Source organism: Enterobacter sp. HK-058-C-ECC (genome assembly GCF_047531125.1).
GTDB lineage: Bacteria > Pseudomonadota > Gammaproteobacteria > Enterobacterales > Enterobacteriaceae > Enterobacter > Enterobacter quasiroggenkampii.
In genome coordinates this window covers 1-16,739 of sequence record NZ_JBLKCH010000006.1, presented here as the reverse complement: position 1 = coordinate 16,739, position 16,739 = coordinate 1, and the positions used below count along the sequence as shown (strand labels likewise).

At 50.1% G+C, this 16,739-nt stretch carries 14 protein-coding genes; 8 read left to right on the top strand and 6 right to left on the bottom strand.

Annotated elements, in window-relative coordinates:
* The first annotated feature begins 16 nt into the window (after positions 1 to 16).
* On the top strand, positions 17 to 2,077 hold the full coding sequence (locus ACMWJS_RS13195; RefSeq protein ID WP_414747177.1) for an McrB family protein: 2,061 nt from the start codon (positions 17 to 19) through the stop codon (positions 2,075 to 2,077).
* Positions 2,074 to 3,372, top strand: a complete 1,299-nt coding sequence (locus ACMWJS_RS13190) for an McrC family protein (protein WP_414747176.1) — start codon at positions 2,074 to 2,076, stop codon at positions 3,370 to 3,372. Before ACMWJS_RS13195 ends, ACMWJS_RS13190 begins: the two co-directional genes overlap by 4 nt.
* Positions 3,373 to 3,412: 40 nt before the next feature.
* Here ACMWJS_RS13190 and ACMWJS_RS13185 read toward each other — a convergent pair whose 3' ends face one another.
* Together ACMWJS_RS13185 and ACMWJS_RS13180 are read right to left on the bottom strand one after the other, a co-directional pair.
* Positions 3,413 to 4,807 (bottom strand): MFS transporter, encoded by a 1,395-nt coding sequence (locus ACMWJS_RS13185; RefSeq protein ID WP_414747175.1) that lies wholly within the window; start codon positions 4,805 to 4,807, stop codon positions 3,413 to 3,415.
* A gap of 50 nt (positions 4,808 to 4,857) precedes the next feature.
* A complete protein-coding gene (locus tag ACMWJS_RS13180; RefSeq protein ID WP_414747174.1) occupies positions 4,858 to 5,946 on the bottom strand; it encodes a cellulase family glycosylhydrolase in 1,089 nt (362 codons plus the stop codon).
* Positions 5,947 to 6,131: 185 nt separating this feature from the next.
* Between ACMWJS_RS13180 and ACMWJS_RS13175 the strand changes: the two genes are divergently transcribed.
* Positions 6,132 to 7,139 carry a LacI family DNA-binding transcriptional regulator gene (locus tag ACMWJS_RS13175; RefSeq protein ID WP_414747173.1) on the top strand — a complete coding sequence of 336 codons (1,008 nt, stop codon included), beginning with the start codon at positions 6,132 to 6,134 and terminating at the stop codon, positions 7,137 to 7,139.
* Here ACMWJS_RS13175 and fosA read toward each other — a convergent pair.
* Positions 7,125 to 7,550 (bottom strand): FosA/FosA2 family fosfomycin resistance glutathione transferase, encoded by a 426-nt coding sequence (gene fosA / locus ACMWJS_RS13170; protein WP_414747172.1) that lies wholly within the window; start codon positions 7,548 to 7,550, stop codon positions 7,125 to 7,127. The genes ACMWJS_RS13175 and fosA overlap by 15 nt on opposite strands.
* A 199-nt stretch (positions 7,551 to 7,749) precedes the next feature.
* Here fosA and trpS point away from each other — a divergent pair, with 199 nt between their 5' ends.
* On the top strand, positions 7,750 to 8,751 hold the full coding sequence (trpS, locus tag ACMWJS_RS13165; RefSeq protein ID WP_414747171.1) for a tryptophan--tRNA ligase: 1,002 nt from the start codon (positions 7,750 to 7,752) through the stop codon (positions 8,749 to 8,751).
* Positions 8,752 to 8,795: 44 nt separating this feature from the next.
* Here the strand turns inward: trpS and ACMWJS_RS13160 are convergent, their stop codons facing one another.
* Together ACMWJS_RS13160 and ACMWJS_RS13155 are read right to left on the bottom strand one after the other, a co-directional pair.
* Positions 8,796 to 9,251: a SymE family type I addiction module toxin gene (locus tag ACMWJS_RS13160; protein WP_232945768.1), complete on the bottom strand. Its 456-nt coding sequence runs from the start codon at positions 9,249 to 9,251 to the stop codon at positions 8,796 to 8,798.
* 303 nt (positions 9,252 to 9,554) lie between these two features.
* The gene (locus ACMWJS_RS13155; protein WP_024908750.1) at positions 9,555 to 9,863 is read right to left on the bottom strand and encodes a helix-turn-helix domain-containing protein; all 309 of its coding nucleotides are present in this window, start codon (positions 9,861 to 9,863) and stop codon (positions 9,555 to 9,557) included.
* 556 nt (positions 9,864 to 10,419) lie between these two features.
* Between ACMWJS_RS13155 and dndB the strand changes: the two genes are divergently transcribed.
* The 4 genes from dndB to dndE are packed head-to-tail and all read left to right on the top strand — an operon-like array spanning position 10,420 to position 15,479.
* Positions 10,420 to 11,505, top strand: a complete 1,086-nt coding sequence (gene dndB, locus ACMWJS_RS13150; protein WP_414747170.1) for a DNA sulfur modification protein DndB — start codon at positions 10,420 to 10,422, stop codon at positions 11,503 to 11,505.
* The gene (gene dndC, locus ACMWJS_RS13145) at positions 11,502 to 13,136 is read left to right on the top strand and encodes a DNA phosphorothioation system sulfurtransferase DndC (RefSeq protein ID WP_248228007.1); all 1,635 of its coding nucleotides are present in this window, start codon (positions 11,502 to 11,504) and stop codon (positions 13,134 to 13,136) included. The genes dndB and dndC overlap by 4 nt, the downstream gene beginning before the upstream one ends.
* Complete coding sequence (gene dndD, locus ACMWJS_RS13140) at positions 13,126 to 15,126, top strand: DNA sulfur modification protein DndD (RefSeq protein WP_414747169.1); 2,001 nt, start codon at positions 13,126 to 13,128, stop codon at positions 15,124 to 15,126. Before dndC ends, dndD begins: the two co-directional genes overlap by 11 nt.
* Complete coding sequence (gene dndE / locus ACMWJS_RS13135; RefSeq protein ID WP_414747168.1) at positions 15,126 to 15,479, top strand: DNA sulfur modification protein DndE; 354 nt, start codon at positions 15,126 to 15,128, stop codon at positions 15,477 to 15,479. The genes dndD and dndE overlap by 1 nt, the downstream gene beginning before the upstream one ends.
* 49 nt (positions 15,480 to 15,528) lie before the next feature.
* On the opposite strand, the gene ACMWJS_RS13130 is transcribed toward dndE, so the two are convergent.
* The coding region (locus ACMWJS_RS13130) for an ATP-binding protein (protein WP_414747167.1) at positions 15,529 to 16,739 on the bottom strand (1,211 nt) is incomplete at its 5' end.

Here is a 16,739-nt window from a genome sequence, read left to right as displayed (position 1 = left end):
CGCTCTGGAGCAGGTAATGGTTCAGGAACATACCGACGTACTCTCATTTTTCACCTCTCACACGGCCAATAACGATACTTATAGCCCCGAGTGGGGACCGTCTTTTCGCGCGCTCCGTCAACAAGTTCAGAATGAACGCCCCAACTTCTCAGACGAGACGCTTTATGAGCTTTGGTACAATCGCTCCAATGGAGTCGCCAGTGTCAAGCAAGGCGGTATGTCGATAAATGAATTTAACGGCGCAATAGAGGAGCTACGCGAGCTTTCTCGCCAGATGTCTAGAGAATGTACACGTACCAACTATGAACAGGTGATTGGACAACTCAAGGCGCTCAAAGACCAAAAGATCCTGAAAAAAGTATACTGGGCTCTTTGTCATCGTGCGTTTGCCGTTATGTATCCAGAGCATATAAGCAATATCGTCAACACTGACGCATTTTTCCGGATCTACAACTACTGTAACAACCGCTTTGATTTGGGCCTGTCTGGCGAGGGCGATTGGTTTGACCTCAACATGGAGCTTAAAGAGGCATTAAACCAGGCCATCGGATCTGAGATTGATTCCATCACGCTAAATATGTCGCTCTGGCATCTGTACGCACATTTCATCCTTGAGAAAAATGATACCCTGGTGACGCCTGACAGCACGGGTGATGATGAAGACGAACAAGGCTCCGAACCCCACGATCTTCAGCTCCCCAAAAACCGCATCCTTTATGGACCTCCAGGTACAGGTAAAACCTATAAAACCATCGATATTGCCGTGCGCGCCTGCGAGCCTCAGGCATATGCCCGACTGGATGGAAAAGAAGAGAGTGAACGCCGACGCGAGCTAAAGAAAATTTATGACCGCCTGATGGGTGAAAACCGAATCCGCTTTATTACTTTTCATCAGAGCTTCGGCTACGAAGAGTTTATCGAAGGATTGCGGGCAGAGACTACCGATGACGGCAACGTACGTTACGACATCAAGCCGGGAATTTTTAAACAAATTTGTGATGACGCCGCCTTTGGCAACGCAGGTGCGCTGCGGACTTTGGATAACGCACTCGTGCAGTTACAGGAGCGGCTTTCGGAAGGAGAGAGCATTACGCTCCGCACCCACAACGGCAATCCGTTCCGTGTGACCTACAAAAGTGAAACCGCTTTTGGGATTTTCCCGGAGCACAGTAAAAAAGAGGATCTGGGTCAGGGCTATAATGCGTACCTCAAGGACATTCGCGCTTGGTATCAGGATAACAATGCCAAAATCCATAACGTTTCTTATGTACGAGGGATCCTCGCGTATCTGGTCGAAAAGAGTGAGATTCCGGCCACACCTACGCAGTCAACAGGCGGTAAACGGCAAAATTTCGTGTTGATTATCGACGAAATTAACCGCGGCAATATTTCTAAAATTTTCGGCGAGCTCATCACGCTGATTGAAACTTCTAAGCGTGCAGGCGAAGCAGAGGAACTCAGCGTTTCACTTCCCTATTCTGGTACATCGTTTAGTGTTCCCAATAATCTCTACCTTGTCGGTACGATGAATACCGCAGATCGCTCCCTGACGGCGCTTGATACCGCTTTACGCCGCCGCTTTGAGTTCGTTCCGATGTTACCAGACACCAGCCTACTGGCAGGCACGACGATCAAGGGAATTGAGCTTGAACGCCTGCTGGAAACTTTGAACGCAAGGATCCAAGCGTTGTATGACAATGAACATACGCTGGGGCACGCCTTTTTCATGCCGGTTATCCAGGTTAAACATGACGAAGACGCCGCCTTCGATCTACTTAAACGCATTATGAAAAACAAAATCCTCCCGTTATTGGAGGAGTATTTCTACAACGACTGGCAAAAAATTCGCCTGGTTCTTGGAGACAACCAGAAAGAGGACGATAGCTTACAGTTCGTTTCATCGATAAACAGTGAAGGGAACTTCCTGCGGTTGTTCGGTGCTGATGCAGCTGAGGATTTGCAGGAAGCAGGTATTAGCTATCACCTTTCCAGCGAGTCGAAACCAGTGTGGAATGATCCGCTTGCGTACCGCCAGATATACGCCCCAGCATCCATTCGCCAGGAGAGCGAGGAATGACACCCGGCCGTTACTGGACGATTTTTGAGCATGGTCATGTGATTAGCCAGAACGATCGGGGCCGCGTCGAGCATGCGATCGCACTGCCGGATACGCTTTTTCAATGGCTTGTACAACGCTGTTTAAGTGATAACGCAGAGTATGACGGCCGGCTGCTTACCCTTCGATCTGTTGGTCGGGTTCAGGCACTGCAGGTCAAAAACTACGTAGGCGTAATTGCGCTCCCGGGCGGTGCGTTTATTGAAGTGTTACCGAAAACGGGCAATGATAACGCACGTGAACAGCTGATGATGATGCTGCGTACTCTGAAAACCTTCCGACATATTGCAACGACATCCGCCAGCATTCAGACCTCGCGTATGCCATTGATGGATATTTTTATTCAACAATTTATCAGCAGCGTTCAGTCGATCCTCCAACAGGGTCTTAAACGGGACTACCTTCGCCAGCAGGATAATCTGGCCTGGATGAAAGGCAAATTACTGATTTCAGCGCAGATAACTAAAAACAGCGTTCGGCGCGATCGTTTTCAGGTGGAATATGACGAATACAGCGTCGATCGGCCCGAAAACCGCCTACTGAAAACGGCTATTGATAATGTCTCCCGCCTGACCCGCAACGCTGAACTCGCCAGGCAACTTCAGTCGTTACGATCAACCTTTGAGGCCATTCCGTCCGTGGTAGATGTCGCGTATGCTTTTAGTCAGGTCCGCCTTGACAGGCATATGCATCACTATGAGCAGGCACTAAACTGGGCGAAACTAATATTGCTGGGCGAGTCTCCTCACTGTATGCAGGGGGAGGCTAATGCCATATCGCTACTCTTTCCAATGGAAGCGGTTTTTGAATCCTTCGTTGCCGCATGGATGCGGCATCACCATCATCGACATTATCGGATTGATACTCAGGCCAAAGCACACAGCCTGGCTCGCTACCATACGAAGAATATGTTCAGGCTAAAACCAGATATCTGGCTTCGCCCGCATAACGACACGACGCATTCTGCAGTTATCTGCGATACGAAATGGAAGAAGATTAAGCCTCATAAACCTGGCTTTAATATTTCACAACATGATCTGTATCAGATGCAGGCCTACGGGGTGAAATATCTCGATAGCCGTGGCGATATGTTACTCATCTATCCTGAATACGACTGTTTTCGTGATGCTCTCCCCCATCCCTTTGAACTTCATAATCCGCAGGGCCATGCGCTACGTCTGTGGGTCGTCCCCTTTGCCATCGGAACCAGCATCCAGAAATCGACACTCTGCCTCCCTAAAGCATTGAGTCTTTAACAAGTGAAACAGACGCCTGCTTAACAAGCGTCTGTTGATATTAATTGACCGAAACCGAACGAGTTAACTCCCCTTTTCCGACCTCATCCTGCTCCATGCCGTGCCGTCGCTCCGCCAGCAGCCGACAAATTTCCGCGTGCTTCTCCTCGGTAAAGGTAAAGCGCGACATAAAACCCATGCGGATCAGCGAGCCTATCGCCGGCAGCAGGCAAATCCCGAAGAACAGCCCCGACAGTACGCTCTCGCTCTGGATTTGCGCCTGCGGCACGTAGCCGATCATCGTCAGAAACACGCCGATTAACCCGCCGCCCACCGCCACCGACATCTTGCCGGTAAAGGTCTGCCCGGAGAAAGTGATCGCCGCGCAGCGCTTGTGGGTGTGGTACTCCGCGTACTCGATGGTGTCGGCAATCATCGACGAGGTGAGGATGTTAGTCATCATCACGAACAGCGTGCTCAGGCCGAGCAGAATAAACAGCATCGTCACCTGCTGATAGCCCACAAACCACATCACCACGCGCACCGCCACGTCCAGCCCGCAGAGGATCATAAACAGCTTCCGCTTCTGCATCCGGCGCGTCAGCATCGGGGCGACGAGGCACAGCACCGCCGCGACAATCCCCATCACGCCAATCGCCATCTGCAGGCTGCCGTCGCCCAGGTTGTTGATAAAGAAGTAGATATACAGACCGCCCGCCACGTTGTGGAACACGCAGAAAAAGAACGACAGCAGGACGATAAACAGCGGCTTGTTCTGACGCAGGTTGTGGAAGGTGTCGCGGATGGTCACCTTTTCCGGGCTCGGCGGCACGCGCTCTTTGATCTGCATAAAGCCGTTAAGCATCAGCGGCAGGCCCACCAGCATCATCACCAGCGCCGCCATAAAGTAGCCTTTGTCATTGCTGTACTGGGCGAAATAGGCTGCCAGCTTCGGGAAGAAGATGTTGGCGCAGGCAATCCCGGCGTTCACCCCGAGCATCGCCGCCGTCACCGCGCGGGTGCGCTGCCCGGAGTCGTTGGTCATTACCGACGACATCGACCAGAACGGGATATCAGAGATGGCGTACAGCGTCCCCCACAGGATGTAGGTCACCCCGGCGTAGAGGATTTTGGTGGTCATGTCCGCTTCGATTTTATAGAACGACAGCAGCGTGACACCGGTGATCAGCAGCGGGGCGATCAGCAAAAAGTGGCGAAACTTGCCGAACCGGCTGTTAATGGTGTCCATAATGCTGGCAAACAGCGGATCGTGAACCGCGTCCCACGCGCGGGCAATCAGGAAGATGGTGCTCGCCGCCAGCGCCGAGATCCCCAGCACGTCGGTGTAAAAATAGTTAATAAACGAACCCACTAAACCAAAGCTAAAACACTGACCTAAACCATAACCAAAATAAGACCACAGCTCGCGAGACGGTATTTTCATTGTCGTTGCCATTGTTATATGCCTGCCTGGTTGCCCGGCGGTGGTCCGCCGGGTCGATATTATTAGTCCTGCGCCTGTGGGGCGATCTTGCGCAGCTGCTGCATCAAGGCGATTTCACGGCGCGAGAACGGAATGCCGTTCTCCTCAAACACGTCGTGGAACCAGAGGCGGCAATAGTCCGTGGACTCCTTCATCACCACCGGCCACGGCAGCCACGTCTGGGTTTTGCCGCGCACCAGCCCCCACTGATACGGTGCGACCTTCGCCGCGTACATCAGCGGAAGCTGCTCCTCGATGGTGCTGCCCACGTGGCGCGCCAGCCATTCGGTACAGAACAGCGGTCGTCCGAGCTTTTGCAGCTGCTGGATAATCGCCGTCATGCGCCCGGTGTGGGTGTAGGCGTGGAAGCTCACCACGTCCGAGAGCGCCAGCGCGGTCTGGTCAAGCGGATGCTGGAAGAACGTCTCGCCCTCCTCTTCCGGCGGCAGGTGCCACGCGCAGACGGTAAGCGGCTGGGTTGGATCTTCTTCACGCACCCACTGGAACGCCAGCTTCATCAACTCGTGAGCGCAGGTCTCCAGCTTCGCGTCGTACTGCACCTCCTGCGTGCCGGTCGCGAAAATGCCGCGGTTGCCCGGCTCGTTGTAGAGATCCCACAACAGCACGCGCTTATCGTCGCGGAACTGGCGGACAACGTCGCGGATATAGCGCTCAATGTCTGCCCAGCAGTCCGGATCGCACACCTTGTCACGCCCCGGACTCGCCGCCGCCTGGCTGTTGTGCTTGCCCGGCACCGGCGGCTTTTGCGGGCCGAGGTACGGCTCGTCGCCGGAGAAGCCGCAGTCGTCCATCAGGGTCAGCATGGTGCTGAACCCGTGATCGTCGGCAATCGTCAAAAAGCGGTCGATGCGCGCCATCAGCCCGTCGCGGTCGTGCTCCCAGACGATAAACGGCAGGTTGATGCGCAGGGTGTTATAGCCCGCCTCCGCCGCCCAGCCCAGCTCGCGGTCAATCGTCCCGGCGTCGAAGGTTTCTGCCTGCCAGATATCGGTCCAGTTCACCGCCGTCGACGGCAGATAGTTAAACCCGCACAGCCAGCCCTTCTGCTGATACCACGCCTGTGCCTGCTCCCTGCTCCACTGCTCTTTCATTACGCGTCCTCTTACTGATAATATTTAGCTAATAAATATTAGTTGCGGGATAAATGCGCAATTTCCCGCACGAAGAAAAGCGATGCCCCTCACAAAGTTCGCGCTTCGATGAATGAGAAACGTGATCGACGGCGCGTAAGCGTGCGGTTAGGGTATGATGCGAATTCGCGAAAGGGAGAGGACGGATGAAGCGAAAAACAAAAGTGACGATGAACGATATTGCGCGGGCGGCCGGGGTGTCGCAGGCGACGGTATCGCTGGTGCTTAACCAGTCCCGCAACATCAAGCTCAGCGACGACACCCGCCAGCGGGTGATTGGCGTCGCCACCGAGCTCGGCTACGACCGCCTCCCCGCCGTTCACGCCCCGCGCAACCAGGAAGAGATCGCCCTGCTGGTCAGCTCGCTGCAGAGCTTCGACCCGTTTATCGACGCCATCAGCCAGGCGCGGGAAGCGGCGTGGCGCAACGAGACCCTGCTCACCGTCTACGACTACGGCGACGACATCGAGCTGGCGCTGAACATCATCCGCCAGCTGGAGAAGCGCAACTGCATCGGGATTATCCTTGCCTCTCCGGTCACCACGCTGGTGGACATGACGGCCTTCCAGGACTGCACCCGCATCCCGCTGGTACTGCTCAACCAGCGCGACCCCGGCTCGCCGCTGCTGCCGTCGTTTATCCCAGACGATTACGCCAACGCTTTCCAGGTTACCAGACACCTCATCGCCTGCGGGGCCACGCGCATCGCCCACATCACCGGGGAGAGCTGGATGGAGGCCTCCCGCCAGCGTCTGGCGGGCTACCAGGCCGCGCTGCAGCAGGCCGGACTCGCGTGCGACGACGGCCTGGTGCGCCAGACCAACTGGCAGTTCAGCGAGTCCTTTACCGCCACCACCTCCCTGCTGGAACTGGCCGAGCGCCCGGACGCCATCTTCTGCGCCAGCGACTGGCTGGCGATCGGCTGCTATCAGGCGCTGGCGGTGAACGGCGTGCGCATCCCGCAGGACATGCTGCTGGCGGGCTACGACGACCAGAAGATCTCCGAGCAGCTCACCCCGCCGCTGACCAGTATCCAGCTGCCCTACAGCGAGCTGGGACGGCTTGCGGTGGAGTACCTGTGCAATCAGGAAGATGCCGCCACGCACGTGACGCTGGCGGGCAGGCTGAAGGTGCGCGCCTCAAGCCTCGTCTGAGGTAAACACCATGCCCGCATAGGGCTTCTCGCGACACGCCGCCAGCCGCGCGGCGAGGCTGCCCACGTGCAGCTCCAGCTTGTGCCCGTCCGGGTCGATAAAATAGAACGACGCTCCCTCGCTTTTGTTCTGCTTCCAGACGGTGACGCCCGCCTGCTCCAGCCTTTGCGAGAACGGTTCAAAATCCTCTTCCGCCACGGTAAACGCGTAGTGGGTGTAGTCGCTCTCCTGCGGCGGCACGTACTGGCGCGCCTCGTCGTACGACAGGCAGACCCACAGATCGCCGCAGGTAAGATAGGCCCCGGTATTCCAGCGGGCGTGCAGGGTCAGCCCCAGCAGCTCGTGCCAGAAGGTGACGCTTTTTTGCAGGTCGCTGACCGCGAGGGTCAGATGATTGAGAGATTGCAGCATGACGTGCCCTTTTGTTTTTCGCGCCGGACGTGATACGGTAAAGAGATGAACATAAACCACGCCGTCCTCACCGTAAACCGCTGGTGGCTGCCTTCTTAAAGGCGGCACGGAGTAGTTTTCCCCATTTTCAGATAGCCGCCGAAAGGCGGCTTTCACACATCTAAGACCCCTTTCGGCATTACAACGTTAAGGAGTCTTTATGAACAAGCAAACCATCCTCACCGGCGACCGCCCAACCGGCCCGCTGCACCTCGGCCACTTCGTCGGATCGCTGCGCCAGCGCGTGGCGCTCCAGCAGACGCACAATCAATTTGTGCTGATTGCCGACCTGCAGGGGCTGACCGACAACGGCAGCAACCCGCAGAAGATCCGCGACAACATCCCCGAAGTGCTGGCCGACTACCTCGCCGCCGGCATCGACCCGAACCAGACCACGATCTGCCTGCAATCCGCCCTGCCCGCCCTCGCCGAGCTGACGATGCTGTATATGAACATCGTCACCGTCGCCCGCGTGGAGCGTAACCCGACGGTGAAAAACGAGATTGCGCAGAAGGGCTTCGCCCGCTCGCTGCCGGTCGGGTTTATGGCCTACCCCATCAGCCAGGCGGCGGACATCACTGCGTTTAAGGCCGAGTGCGTGCCCGTCGGCGACGACCAACTGCCGATGATTGAGCAGACCAACGAGATTGTGCACAAGATGAACAGCCTGCTACCTGCTCCGGTGCTGCGCCACTGCAAGGCGATGCTGAGCGACACCAGCCGCCTGCCCGGCATCGACGGCAGCGCCAAGATGTCGAAATCGCTGGGCAACACGCTGCACCTGTCGGCCAGCGAAGAGACGATTCATCGTGCCGTCAGCGCCATGTACACCGACCCGAACCACCTGAAGGTGAGCGACCCGGGGCAGATTGAGGGGAACGTGGTGTTTACGTACCTCGACGCGTTTCATCCGGACAAGGAGAAAGTGGCGGCGATGAAGGCGCACTATCAGGCGGGCGGGCTGGGCGACCGGGCGTGTAAGAACGAGCTGGAGGCGTGTTTGCAGGAACTGATTGCACCGATGCGGGAGCGGCGGGCGATGTACATGCAGGACAAGGGGGAGCTGATGGCGATGCTGAAGCGCGGAACGGAACGGGCGCAGGGGGTGACGCAGGCGACGTTGAGGGAGGTGAAGGAGGGGCTGGGGGTGCCGGTGTTTTAAAACGCAGCTTAAATAATAATCCCGGCGCAGGGCCGGGATATTTATCAGGCGTTACGCTTAATTACCGGAATATCGCCGGTGTCATTTAACGCGCCCGGAAATGTTTTTAACCACTGCGCGACTTTCTGCTTATTGATATTCACCACGCTCATACCTTCCAGGCATCCCCATAATTCTCTTGTATGCTGGGGCGTAATCACAATGCAGTCTTTCATGGCGCGGATTTTTACGGGCATGCCGTCGATAAAGCCCGCACGGGTTAACCACTCGCCGCCCAAAAGAAGGTATTTCATATCTATGCGGGAATAGAGTTCGCAGCAGGCGGCACTGTCCTGCGGCGTTTCCGCGCGCGGATGGACGGGCGCCGCGTTGAGCTGGTTGCCGTGTAAACGGCGGGCGCTGTTTTTGCGTACCAGCTCGCGGTTTTCAATCATGCCGGTGAAAGCGTCTGATTGTGTTTTGCAAACGGTAAACTCTGGCTTAAAATTCGTCGCAGCCATTTTCAACTCCTGTCTAGTTGGTTGTGGTTAGCGGTATGGGGGTGTTGCAGCACCTTCATATCGCGAATTTTTCGTTAAATATTCGTCAATACTTCTTTTGCCGTTCGGCGTAATTCCTGGTGCTCATTATACAGGGCTGAATATAAATACAGCGTTTTGGCGTGGGTTAAATTTGGAATTTGCGAGGAGGATTCAGGAAATGAAATCAGACGAACTGAAGCAAGATTCTAATGCAAGGTTTTGGTTCTAAATCACTGCAAAGCCTTTCGAGAAGAGAAAGTACAGCGAAGCACTCTTTTTTGTTTAGAGCTGCTGAAGGATGTTTTTTTTCTTCTCCGAGTCCAATTTCGGCCAAAGACGGACTAAAGAGGCCAGTTCATCATCTTCTGTGTAGAAGTATGCTACAGGCACTTCGAGAACTTTAGCGAGATGCCGGACGACTTCAATGCTTGCCTGGTGAACCCCTTTCTCGTAGCGGTTGATACGCGCGCTCGCTGCAAACTCATCTATGCCAGCCAAAATACCCAGGTTTTTTTGCGATAACGCCATGTCTAAGCGCACCTCTTTGAGGCGTCGACTGAAGAGCTGATTGTGGGAACTAGATGTTTTCATAACTACGATAATCGTAGTTAATGTCCAAGGAAGATACTACGTTTTACGTAGTGAAAACACTAGATTGTTTTTTACGTAAGAATTTCAAAAATTCTCGATCATCCTCGCAAAACTACGTAAAACGTAGTTTTTATAGATTCCAAAGAAGCTACGAATAACGTAGTGTCTCGTTAGTCAACTTCCCACAAGGAGATATGAAGAATGGTTTGGTACAAAGCTTGCGTTTTAGCTGCTCTCAAAAAGAAACAAGATTTCGCTTGCCACCTTCGGTCTCAGCGCCTACACAACGATTAACGCTCTTAAGAGACCGTGACACAAAGTAAAATTCTTCTTTGCAGGATCAATTGGCATCAATCCTGAACTCATAGGGCCACGTCGTACCTTTAAATCTGCGGACCGAAGCTTACATGGAAGAAGAATCAAGCACAGCAAAGAGTTACGTCAAATCATACGTAAATCTTTAACAATTCGTGTTTTATCATCATAAAAATTTCTTTCTAAGAAATTTTTTACGTAAAATATAACGTAATTGCGTCTTTAAAACAGGGACTAGAACATGGCTAACTTTGATGCAGATTATTGCTACTCTTTCCCCGCAGTGAGGGGCGTCCAGGCTGGACGGCCATTCTATATCGCCACTTGCCCTATGCGCATCATTCCGAAGATCTTCAGTTTCGATGAGACAGACGTGCCGCCGGAGCTGCGCGCTCAGCGTATCTTGAATAAATCACGCATCCCAGAGATGGTGCGTTACTTACTTGAAAACCCTAAAGATTACGTATTCTCTGCATTAACTGCATCCATTGCGGTCGATGTACAGTTTGACGAGTTCGAAAACTCCAACAATCTTGGAACGCTTCGCGTACCGATGGATGCGCAAATTCTGATCAATGATGGTCAACATCGCCGTAAGGCTATCGAGGATGCCCTTTCGGAGCGTCCTGAATTAGGGCAGGACAACATCCCCGTATTGTTCTTTGTTGATGAAGGTTTAAGGCGTAGTCAGCAGATGTTTGCTGACTTAAATAAATACGCAATACGCCCCAGCCCATCATTATCCGCGCTGTACGATCATCGCGACGTAAGCTCGAACCTTGCTCGCTATCTTGCTATGTCTATCGAGCCCTTTATTGGACTTACTGAACTTGAGAAATCGAGTATCAGTTTGCTTTCCAATAAACTGTTTACGCTAAGTAGCATTAAACAGGCAACACGCGCCCTGCTTGGTAAAGACCCTAAAGTAGGCAGCATTGAGGACAATACGCATATCGCTACGCTATACTGGCAGGCTATTTTCAAAGTCATGCCAGACTGGCAGCTTGCTGCACGCAAAGAAGTATCTCCGGCACAGCTCCGCCAGGATTATGTGCATGCCCATGGTATCGGTTTGCAGGCTTTGGGCCTTCTGGGCCGTTCACTACTGGCTGAAGAACCTGATCACTGGCAGGAAAAACTGACGAAGCTAAAAACCTTTGACTGGCGTAAAAGCAATCCTGAGATGATTAAGCGCGCAATGCAGCATGGAAAATTGAGCAAAACCGGTACCGCCATTCAGCTAACATGCAACGCTTTAAAAATTGCGCTGTCACTCCCCCTTTCTCCTGAAGAACAAGAGCTTGAAGCTCAGATGGTTGTATCATGAGTACATTAACTCAGGCCTATGATCTGGCCGACTATGAAGATTTCATAAACGAAGAGCAATTTGCTGGGCGTACTCTCGCCGATTTTGTCTCAGAAGTTCAGCGTGTCTACTGCGCAGATAAACGCCCTTGGGTGATTGGCTACAGTGGCGGTAAAGACTCGTCAGCAGTTATTACCCTTGTTTACCTGGCGTTGATGGGTCTTCCGCCGGAGATGCGTACGAAGGATGTGTTTGTCGTTTCCTCTGACACGCTCGTAGAGACGCCGGTTGTAGTAGATCTCATTAAAAAAACGATGCTCCAGATTGAAGCTGGCGCTAAGCGCGACGGCTTACCGATCACACAACATGCTGTAACCCCAAAAACCAACGAGACATTCTGGGTAAACCTGCTTGGTAAAGGCTATCCAGCGCCTACTCGTAGTTTCCGTTGGTGTACAGAACGCATGAAAATCAACCCGGTAAGCGACTTTATCAAAGATAAGGTCAGCCAGTTTGAGGAAGTTATTGTCGTTCTTGGATCGCGCAGCAGTGAAAGTGCATCACGTGCTCAGGTTATTGCAAAGCATAAGATTGACGGCTCGCGCCTTGCGCGTCATACCACCCTGTCTAATGCATTTATTTACACCCCAATTGATACTTGGGATGTAGAAGATGTATGGAAATTGCTTCGTGGTGCATTCAGATATGCACCTGATGACATAGATGAGTGGGAAAGCCCTTGGGGTGGCAATAACCGCCCGCTGTGGACTCTTTATATGGATTCCTCAGCTCAGGGTGAATGCCCGCTAGTTATTGATGACAGCACGCCTTCCTGCGGTAACTCACGCTTTGGTTGCTGGACATGCACTGTGGTCACAAAAGATAAAGCGATGGAAAGCTTAATACAGAACGGTGAAGAGTGGATGTCGCCACTTTTGAAATACCGCGACCTGCTGGCTTTCACAACCGATCCTGTAAATAAAGATACTTACCGCAACTATAAACGACGCACAGGTAAAGTGAGCTATCAGTATGCGAAGGATGGCGAAGAACTTACCGCTGAGCGTAAACATGTGCCGGGCCCTTACTGGCTTAAGTATCGCCAGGAATGGTTAAAGGATTTGCTGACGATTGAGCGTGATATGAACGCGCAAGGTCACTCCATTACATTAATCACAGAACCTGAGCTGCATGCCATACGTCAGCAATGGCTGAAGGATCCTAATGAACCCGACTGGTACGACACATTGCCGGGTATTTATCGTGATGTTTATGGCAAGGATCTAGACTGGGTTATAGACGATCAATCACGTTTCGACGCCAGCGATGCCGAACTTCTTGAGCAAATTGCACAAGGGTTTGATGTTGTCCCTGAAATGGTGATGAAATTAATTGAGCTCGAAGTTTCGATGGAAGGCCTTAGCCGCCGACAGGGGATCTTCGACAAACTAGGGACGATCCTCAAGCAAGACTGGGGAAGTCTTGAAGAGATAAAACAACAGCAGGAAGCTTTGCAGAAACGTAATGAGCGTGATGTTCATCAGGAAGAAGTGGCAAGCATAGAAGCTGAACTGCAGATACTGCAGCGGAGAATTGCCGAAGTCAGCGAGCCAAGCCTGCTTACCAGTGAGGAAAAAGAACGTGTTAATTAAACAGCTGGTACTGCGTAATTATCGGGTATTCAATGGAACCCATGTTATCGATCTGGCCCCTAAAAAACGACAGAACGACGATAACCCCCGCCCTATCGTTTTATTCGGTGGGTTAAACGGCGCAGGTAAAACATCAATACTTTCTGCTATCCGCCTGGCCCTTTACGGAAGGCTTGCATTTGGTTCAACTACTCAACAGCGAGAGTATGTGGAAGAGCTTAGTGCCCTGGTACACAACGGCTCAACTTTGGGTGAACAGCCCGATGAGGCCTCAGTCGAGCTTATTTTTACATACAACAAAGGTGGTCAGGAGGCTGAATTTACCGTTACCCGCACCTGGCAAAAAGGTAAGCGAGACAAACTGTCCTTACAGCAGGATGGCAAACTCATTGAAGGACTTGGCTATGATCAGTGCCAGGGTTTTTTAAATGAATTAATCCCCCACGGCATTGCCGACCTGTTTTTCTTCGATGGTGAAAAAATTGCGGAACTTGCTGAGGACGAATCGGGAAACATTCTCCGTACGGCAGTGCGTCGCCTGCTGGGTCTGGATCTAATTGAGAAGCTCCGGAACGATTTAACGATTTTCGTTAAGCGCCAACAATCTGGTCAACTGGCTGAATCTCAACAGCAAAAGTTGCTCGAACTTGAGAAACAGATTAAAGAATTTTCCTTCAAGACAGAGCAAATACTTGAAAAGGCTGATTTCGTTAAATTGCGTATTGACCTGATCTCCAAAGAAATCGTGCAGAACGAGACCCTATTAAATGCACAAGGGGGTGCTTTTGCTCAAACAAAAACCCAGGAGAAACAGAAGGTCGAGACGCTTTTAAAAGAAAAAGAACGCCTGGAAAAAGCGCTTCGCCATGAGTGTGATAGTTCACTACCGTATGCTTTAGCTCCAAAAACTCTGGGCCTTTTGTTAAAACAGATTAGTGCTGAGACGCAAATAAAACAGGCAAATAGCTTCGAGAAGGAATTGAATCAATTCCTTACGCAACTCAAAAGCGACATATCCTTCCGTTCAGGAAGCACAGGTAAAATTGCTGCTGAGGCTATAGAAGATAACCTTAAAACATATCTTGCTGATAAACCAAAAGGTGAATTGCTGTTTGACATATCTGAACGTGAAGCAGGGATGATTCAGCAGGCCATCGAACAGGATAGTAAGAAAGCCTGGCAACGCTTCGATCTTTATCGTAACCAGCTGGCAGAAGTAGAAGAACAGTTAGAGCAAGCTGCAGCAAACATCGCCCGAGCGCCGGAAGATGATCAGCTGATGGATATTTTTGAAAGACTCCGAGAGCTAGATCGTCAACGTGAAGCTAAGCGGCAGGAGTATCGCTCATTGCTTGAAGAAGCAAAAAGTACCAAACAACAGCAACTTGAATGCGCTCGCCTGGTTCAAAAGACTCACGACGCAGCGCGCAACCAGCATAGCTTTAATAGTGCGTTCAATAATGCGCAAGAGACGATCAGCTTGCTTGATCGCTACAGTGAATTATTAACTCAGGCGCGAGTAAAAACCCTTTCTGCTAACTTCGAAATTGCTTACCGCAAGTTAGCCAGAAAAGAAGATTTGCAGCTGAATGCGCATATCAACCCAGAAACCTTTGATGTTGAACTGGTGGATGAGAACAACAAAGTTATAAACCGTAAATTACTCTCTGCAGGAGAGAAGCAAATTTACGCGATAGCGATTCTTGAAGCTCTTGCGAAGACATCCGGACGAGATTTGCCTGTAATAATTGATACTCCACTGGGGCGTTTAGACTCTCAACATAGAGATAAACTAATTAATCATTACTTCCCTTATGCAAGCCACCAAGTTGTGTTGCTTTCGACGGATACAGAAGTGGATGAAAGATATTTTGTTGATCAGCTTAGAGATGATATTTCTCATGCATATGAGATCGTGTTTAATGCTCGGACAAAGTCATCTGCACTTAAACCAGGATACTTCTGGGAATTAACTAAGGAGGTGATTTAATGCTCCCGAATAGAATGCAACTTAGTCGACAAACGGAAGAACAACTCAAGAGACTAAAAAGTTATACTGGAATAACACCTAATGTAGCGGCTCGTTTAGCTTTTTTCCGCTCAGTCGAAGGTGATTTTCGTTTCCTTGCAGATAGAGACAATCGAAAACTTGATGGTGCCTTAATCTTAGATAAGATAACTTGGCTAGGTGAAACACTTCAGACTACGGAACTTATATTGAAAATGATTTATCCAGAAATAGATGAAAAAAATTTCGTCAGAGCATGGGCTGCTCATGTTGAAGATGGAATATCTAGTTTAAGAAACTACCGTAGTCTCTTAGAATTAGCATTAAATATATAAATACATTCACAGCAGAGGTGAACTAACATTCACCTCTATCAGTAATTAATCACAACTCATTTAATAACATCCAAAAAGCATAATCATTAAGCTTAATGATGTCTTTTTTACCATCTACATACAAACAATGATGAGTCTCAAGAGTATTAATGCTTCCCATCAAAGAATCCTGACTAATTTTATCGCCAACATTAAATATTGCTTTAATATCTTGATTCTTAATTTTTGAAACCTTATGTACAAACCACGTTAATATATAATTAGAATAGTCATTATCTCCCGTTTGGAAATGAGTTATATCTTGAGTCGAGAGAATCATACCAACTCCGTACTCTCTACCCTCTTTAAGAATTTTACGAAGACTATCATAATTTTCTGACATGAAATTATCAGCCTCATCAACTAAAATCATTTTTGATAATCGTCGAAAATTTTCTTTAACTTGTGGTTTAGGGCTTTTCTGCATCTGAGAATAAAATTGATCTAAAGTTAGGGCTACGACTAAACTTTGAATCTGAGAAGGGTATTGAGCAAGCTCAATAATAGTCACATTTGATATAAAATCGAAAAGTGATAAACATTTGGTTGCATCAGGCTCAAACACTTCAAGATCGGCCAAAGTTTCCAAAGCAGCATAAAGAGAATCTTGTTCAGGATCTTTTTCTAAATACAGTGCCCATATATCATATAAAGTAGGTGGTAGATTAGACCATGTCGACTGATCAGCTTTATTAACACCTCTCATTTCGTATGCTTCGGCGATAACTTTACGTAATTTAAGTTGTTGCTTAACACCCAGATTAAAGGCTTTGCCAAGAGTCTCTGAAAAAACACGTGCCGTATGTACTGGTAACAAAGGAATTTCACCATATAAACTCAGTGGATTATACGGCAAACGATAAGGTTTGTACTTTCTACCCTTATTAATATTAACAAATTCATCATCTATATAATCTGATTTATAATCAAATATAAGGATTGATAATTGACAGTTACCTACATCATTATTTGTTAGCTGCGTGATTAAGGACTTCGTGAACTGGGTTTTCCCAGTTCCCATTGTACCGATGATACCAGTATTAGTATTCATGGTAGATAACGTATTTTCTATTTCCCATAAAACATTTTTACCACTTTGAATGTCTTTACCTAGCTTTATAATTATAGATTTATTTATTTCATGCTCTTCATTTTTGGGTAAGTCAGATGCTAAAAATTGGGAATAATAAATATTACTACTTGTATTTAGCGATATATTAT

Coding starts and splice junctions, on each gene's coding strand:
- dndE (WP_414747168.1), top strand. CDS start 15,126: ATGCTCCCGAATAGAATGCAACTTAGTCGACAAACGGAAGAACAACTC.
- ACMWJS_RS13180 (WP_414747174.1), bottom strand. CDS start 5,946: ATGAAAGAGCAGTGGAGCAGGGAGCAGGCACAGGCGTGGTATCAGCAG.
- trpS (WP_414747171.1), top strand. CDS start 7,750: ATGAACAAGCAAACCATCCTCACCGGCGACCGCCCAACCGGCCCGCTG.
- ACMWJS_RS13160 (WP_232945768.1), bottom strand. CDS start 9,251: ATGGCTGCGACGAATTTTAAGCCAGAGTTTACCGTTTGCAAAACACAA.
- ACMWJS_RS13185 (WP_414747175.1), bottom strand. CDS start 4,807: ATGGCAACGACAATGAAAATACCGTCTCGCGAGCTGTGGTCTTATTTT.
- fosA (WP_414747172.1), bottom strand. CDS start 7,550: ATGCTGCAATCTCTCAATCATCTGACCCTCGCGGTCAGCGACCTGCAA.
- ACMWJS_RS13190 (WP_414747176.1), top strand. CDS start 2,074: ATGACACCCGGCCGTTACTGGACGATTTTTGAGCATGGTCATGTGATT.
- dndB (WP_414747170.1), top strand. CDS start 10,420: ATGGCTAACTTTGATGCAGATTATTGCTACTCTTTCCCCGCAGTGAGG.
- ACMWJS_RS13175 (WP_414747173.1), top strand. CDS start 6,132: ATGAAGCGAAAAACAAAAGTGACGATGAACGATATTGCGCGGGCGGCC.
- dndC (WP_248228007.1), top strand. CDS start 11,502: ATGAGTACATTAACTCAGGCCTATGATCTGGCCGACTATGAAGATTTC.
- ACMWJS_RS13155 (WP_024908750.1), bottom strand. CDS start 9,863: ATGAAAACATCTAGTTCCCACAATCAGCTCTTCAGTCGACGCCTCAAA.
- ACMWJS_RS13195 (WP_414747177.1), top strand. CDS start 17: ATGGTTCAGGAACATACCGACGTACTCTCATTTTTCACCTCTCACACG.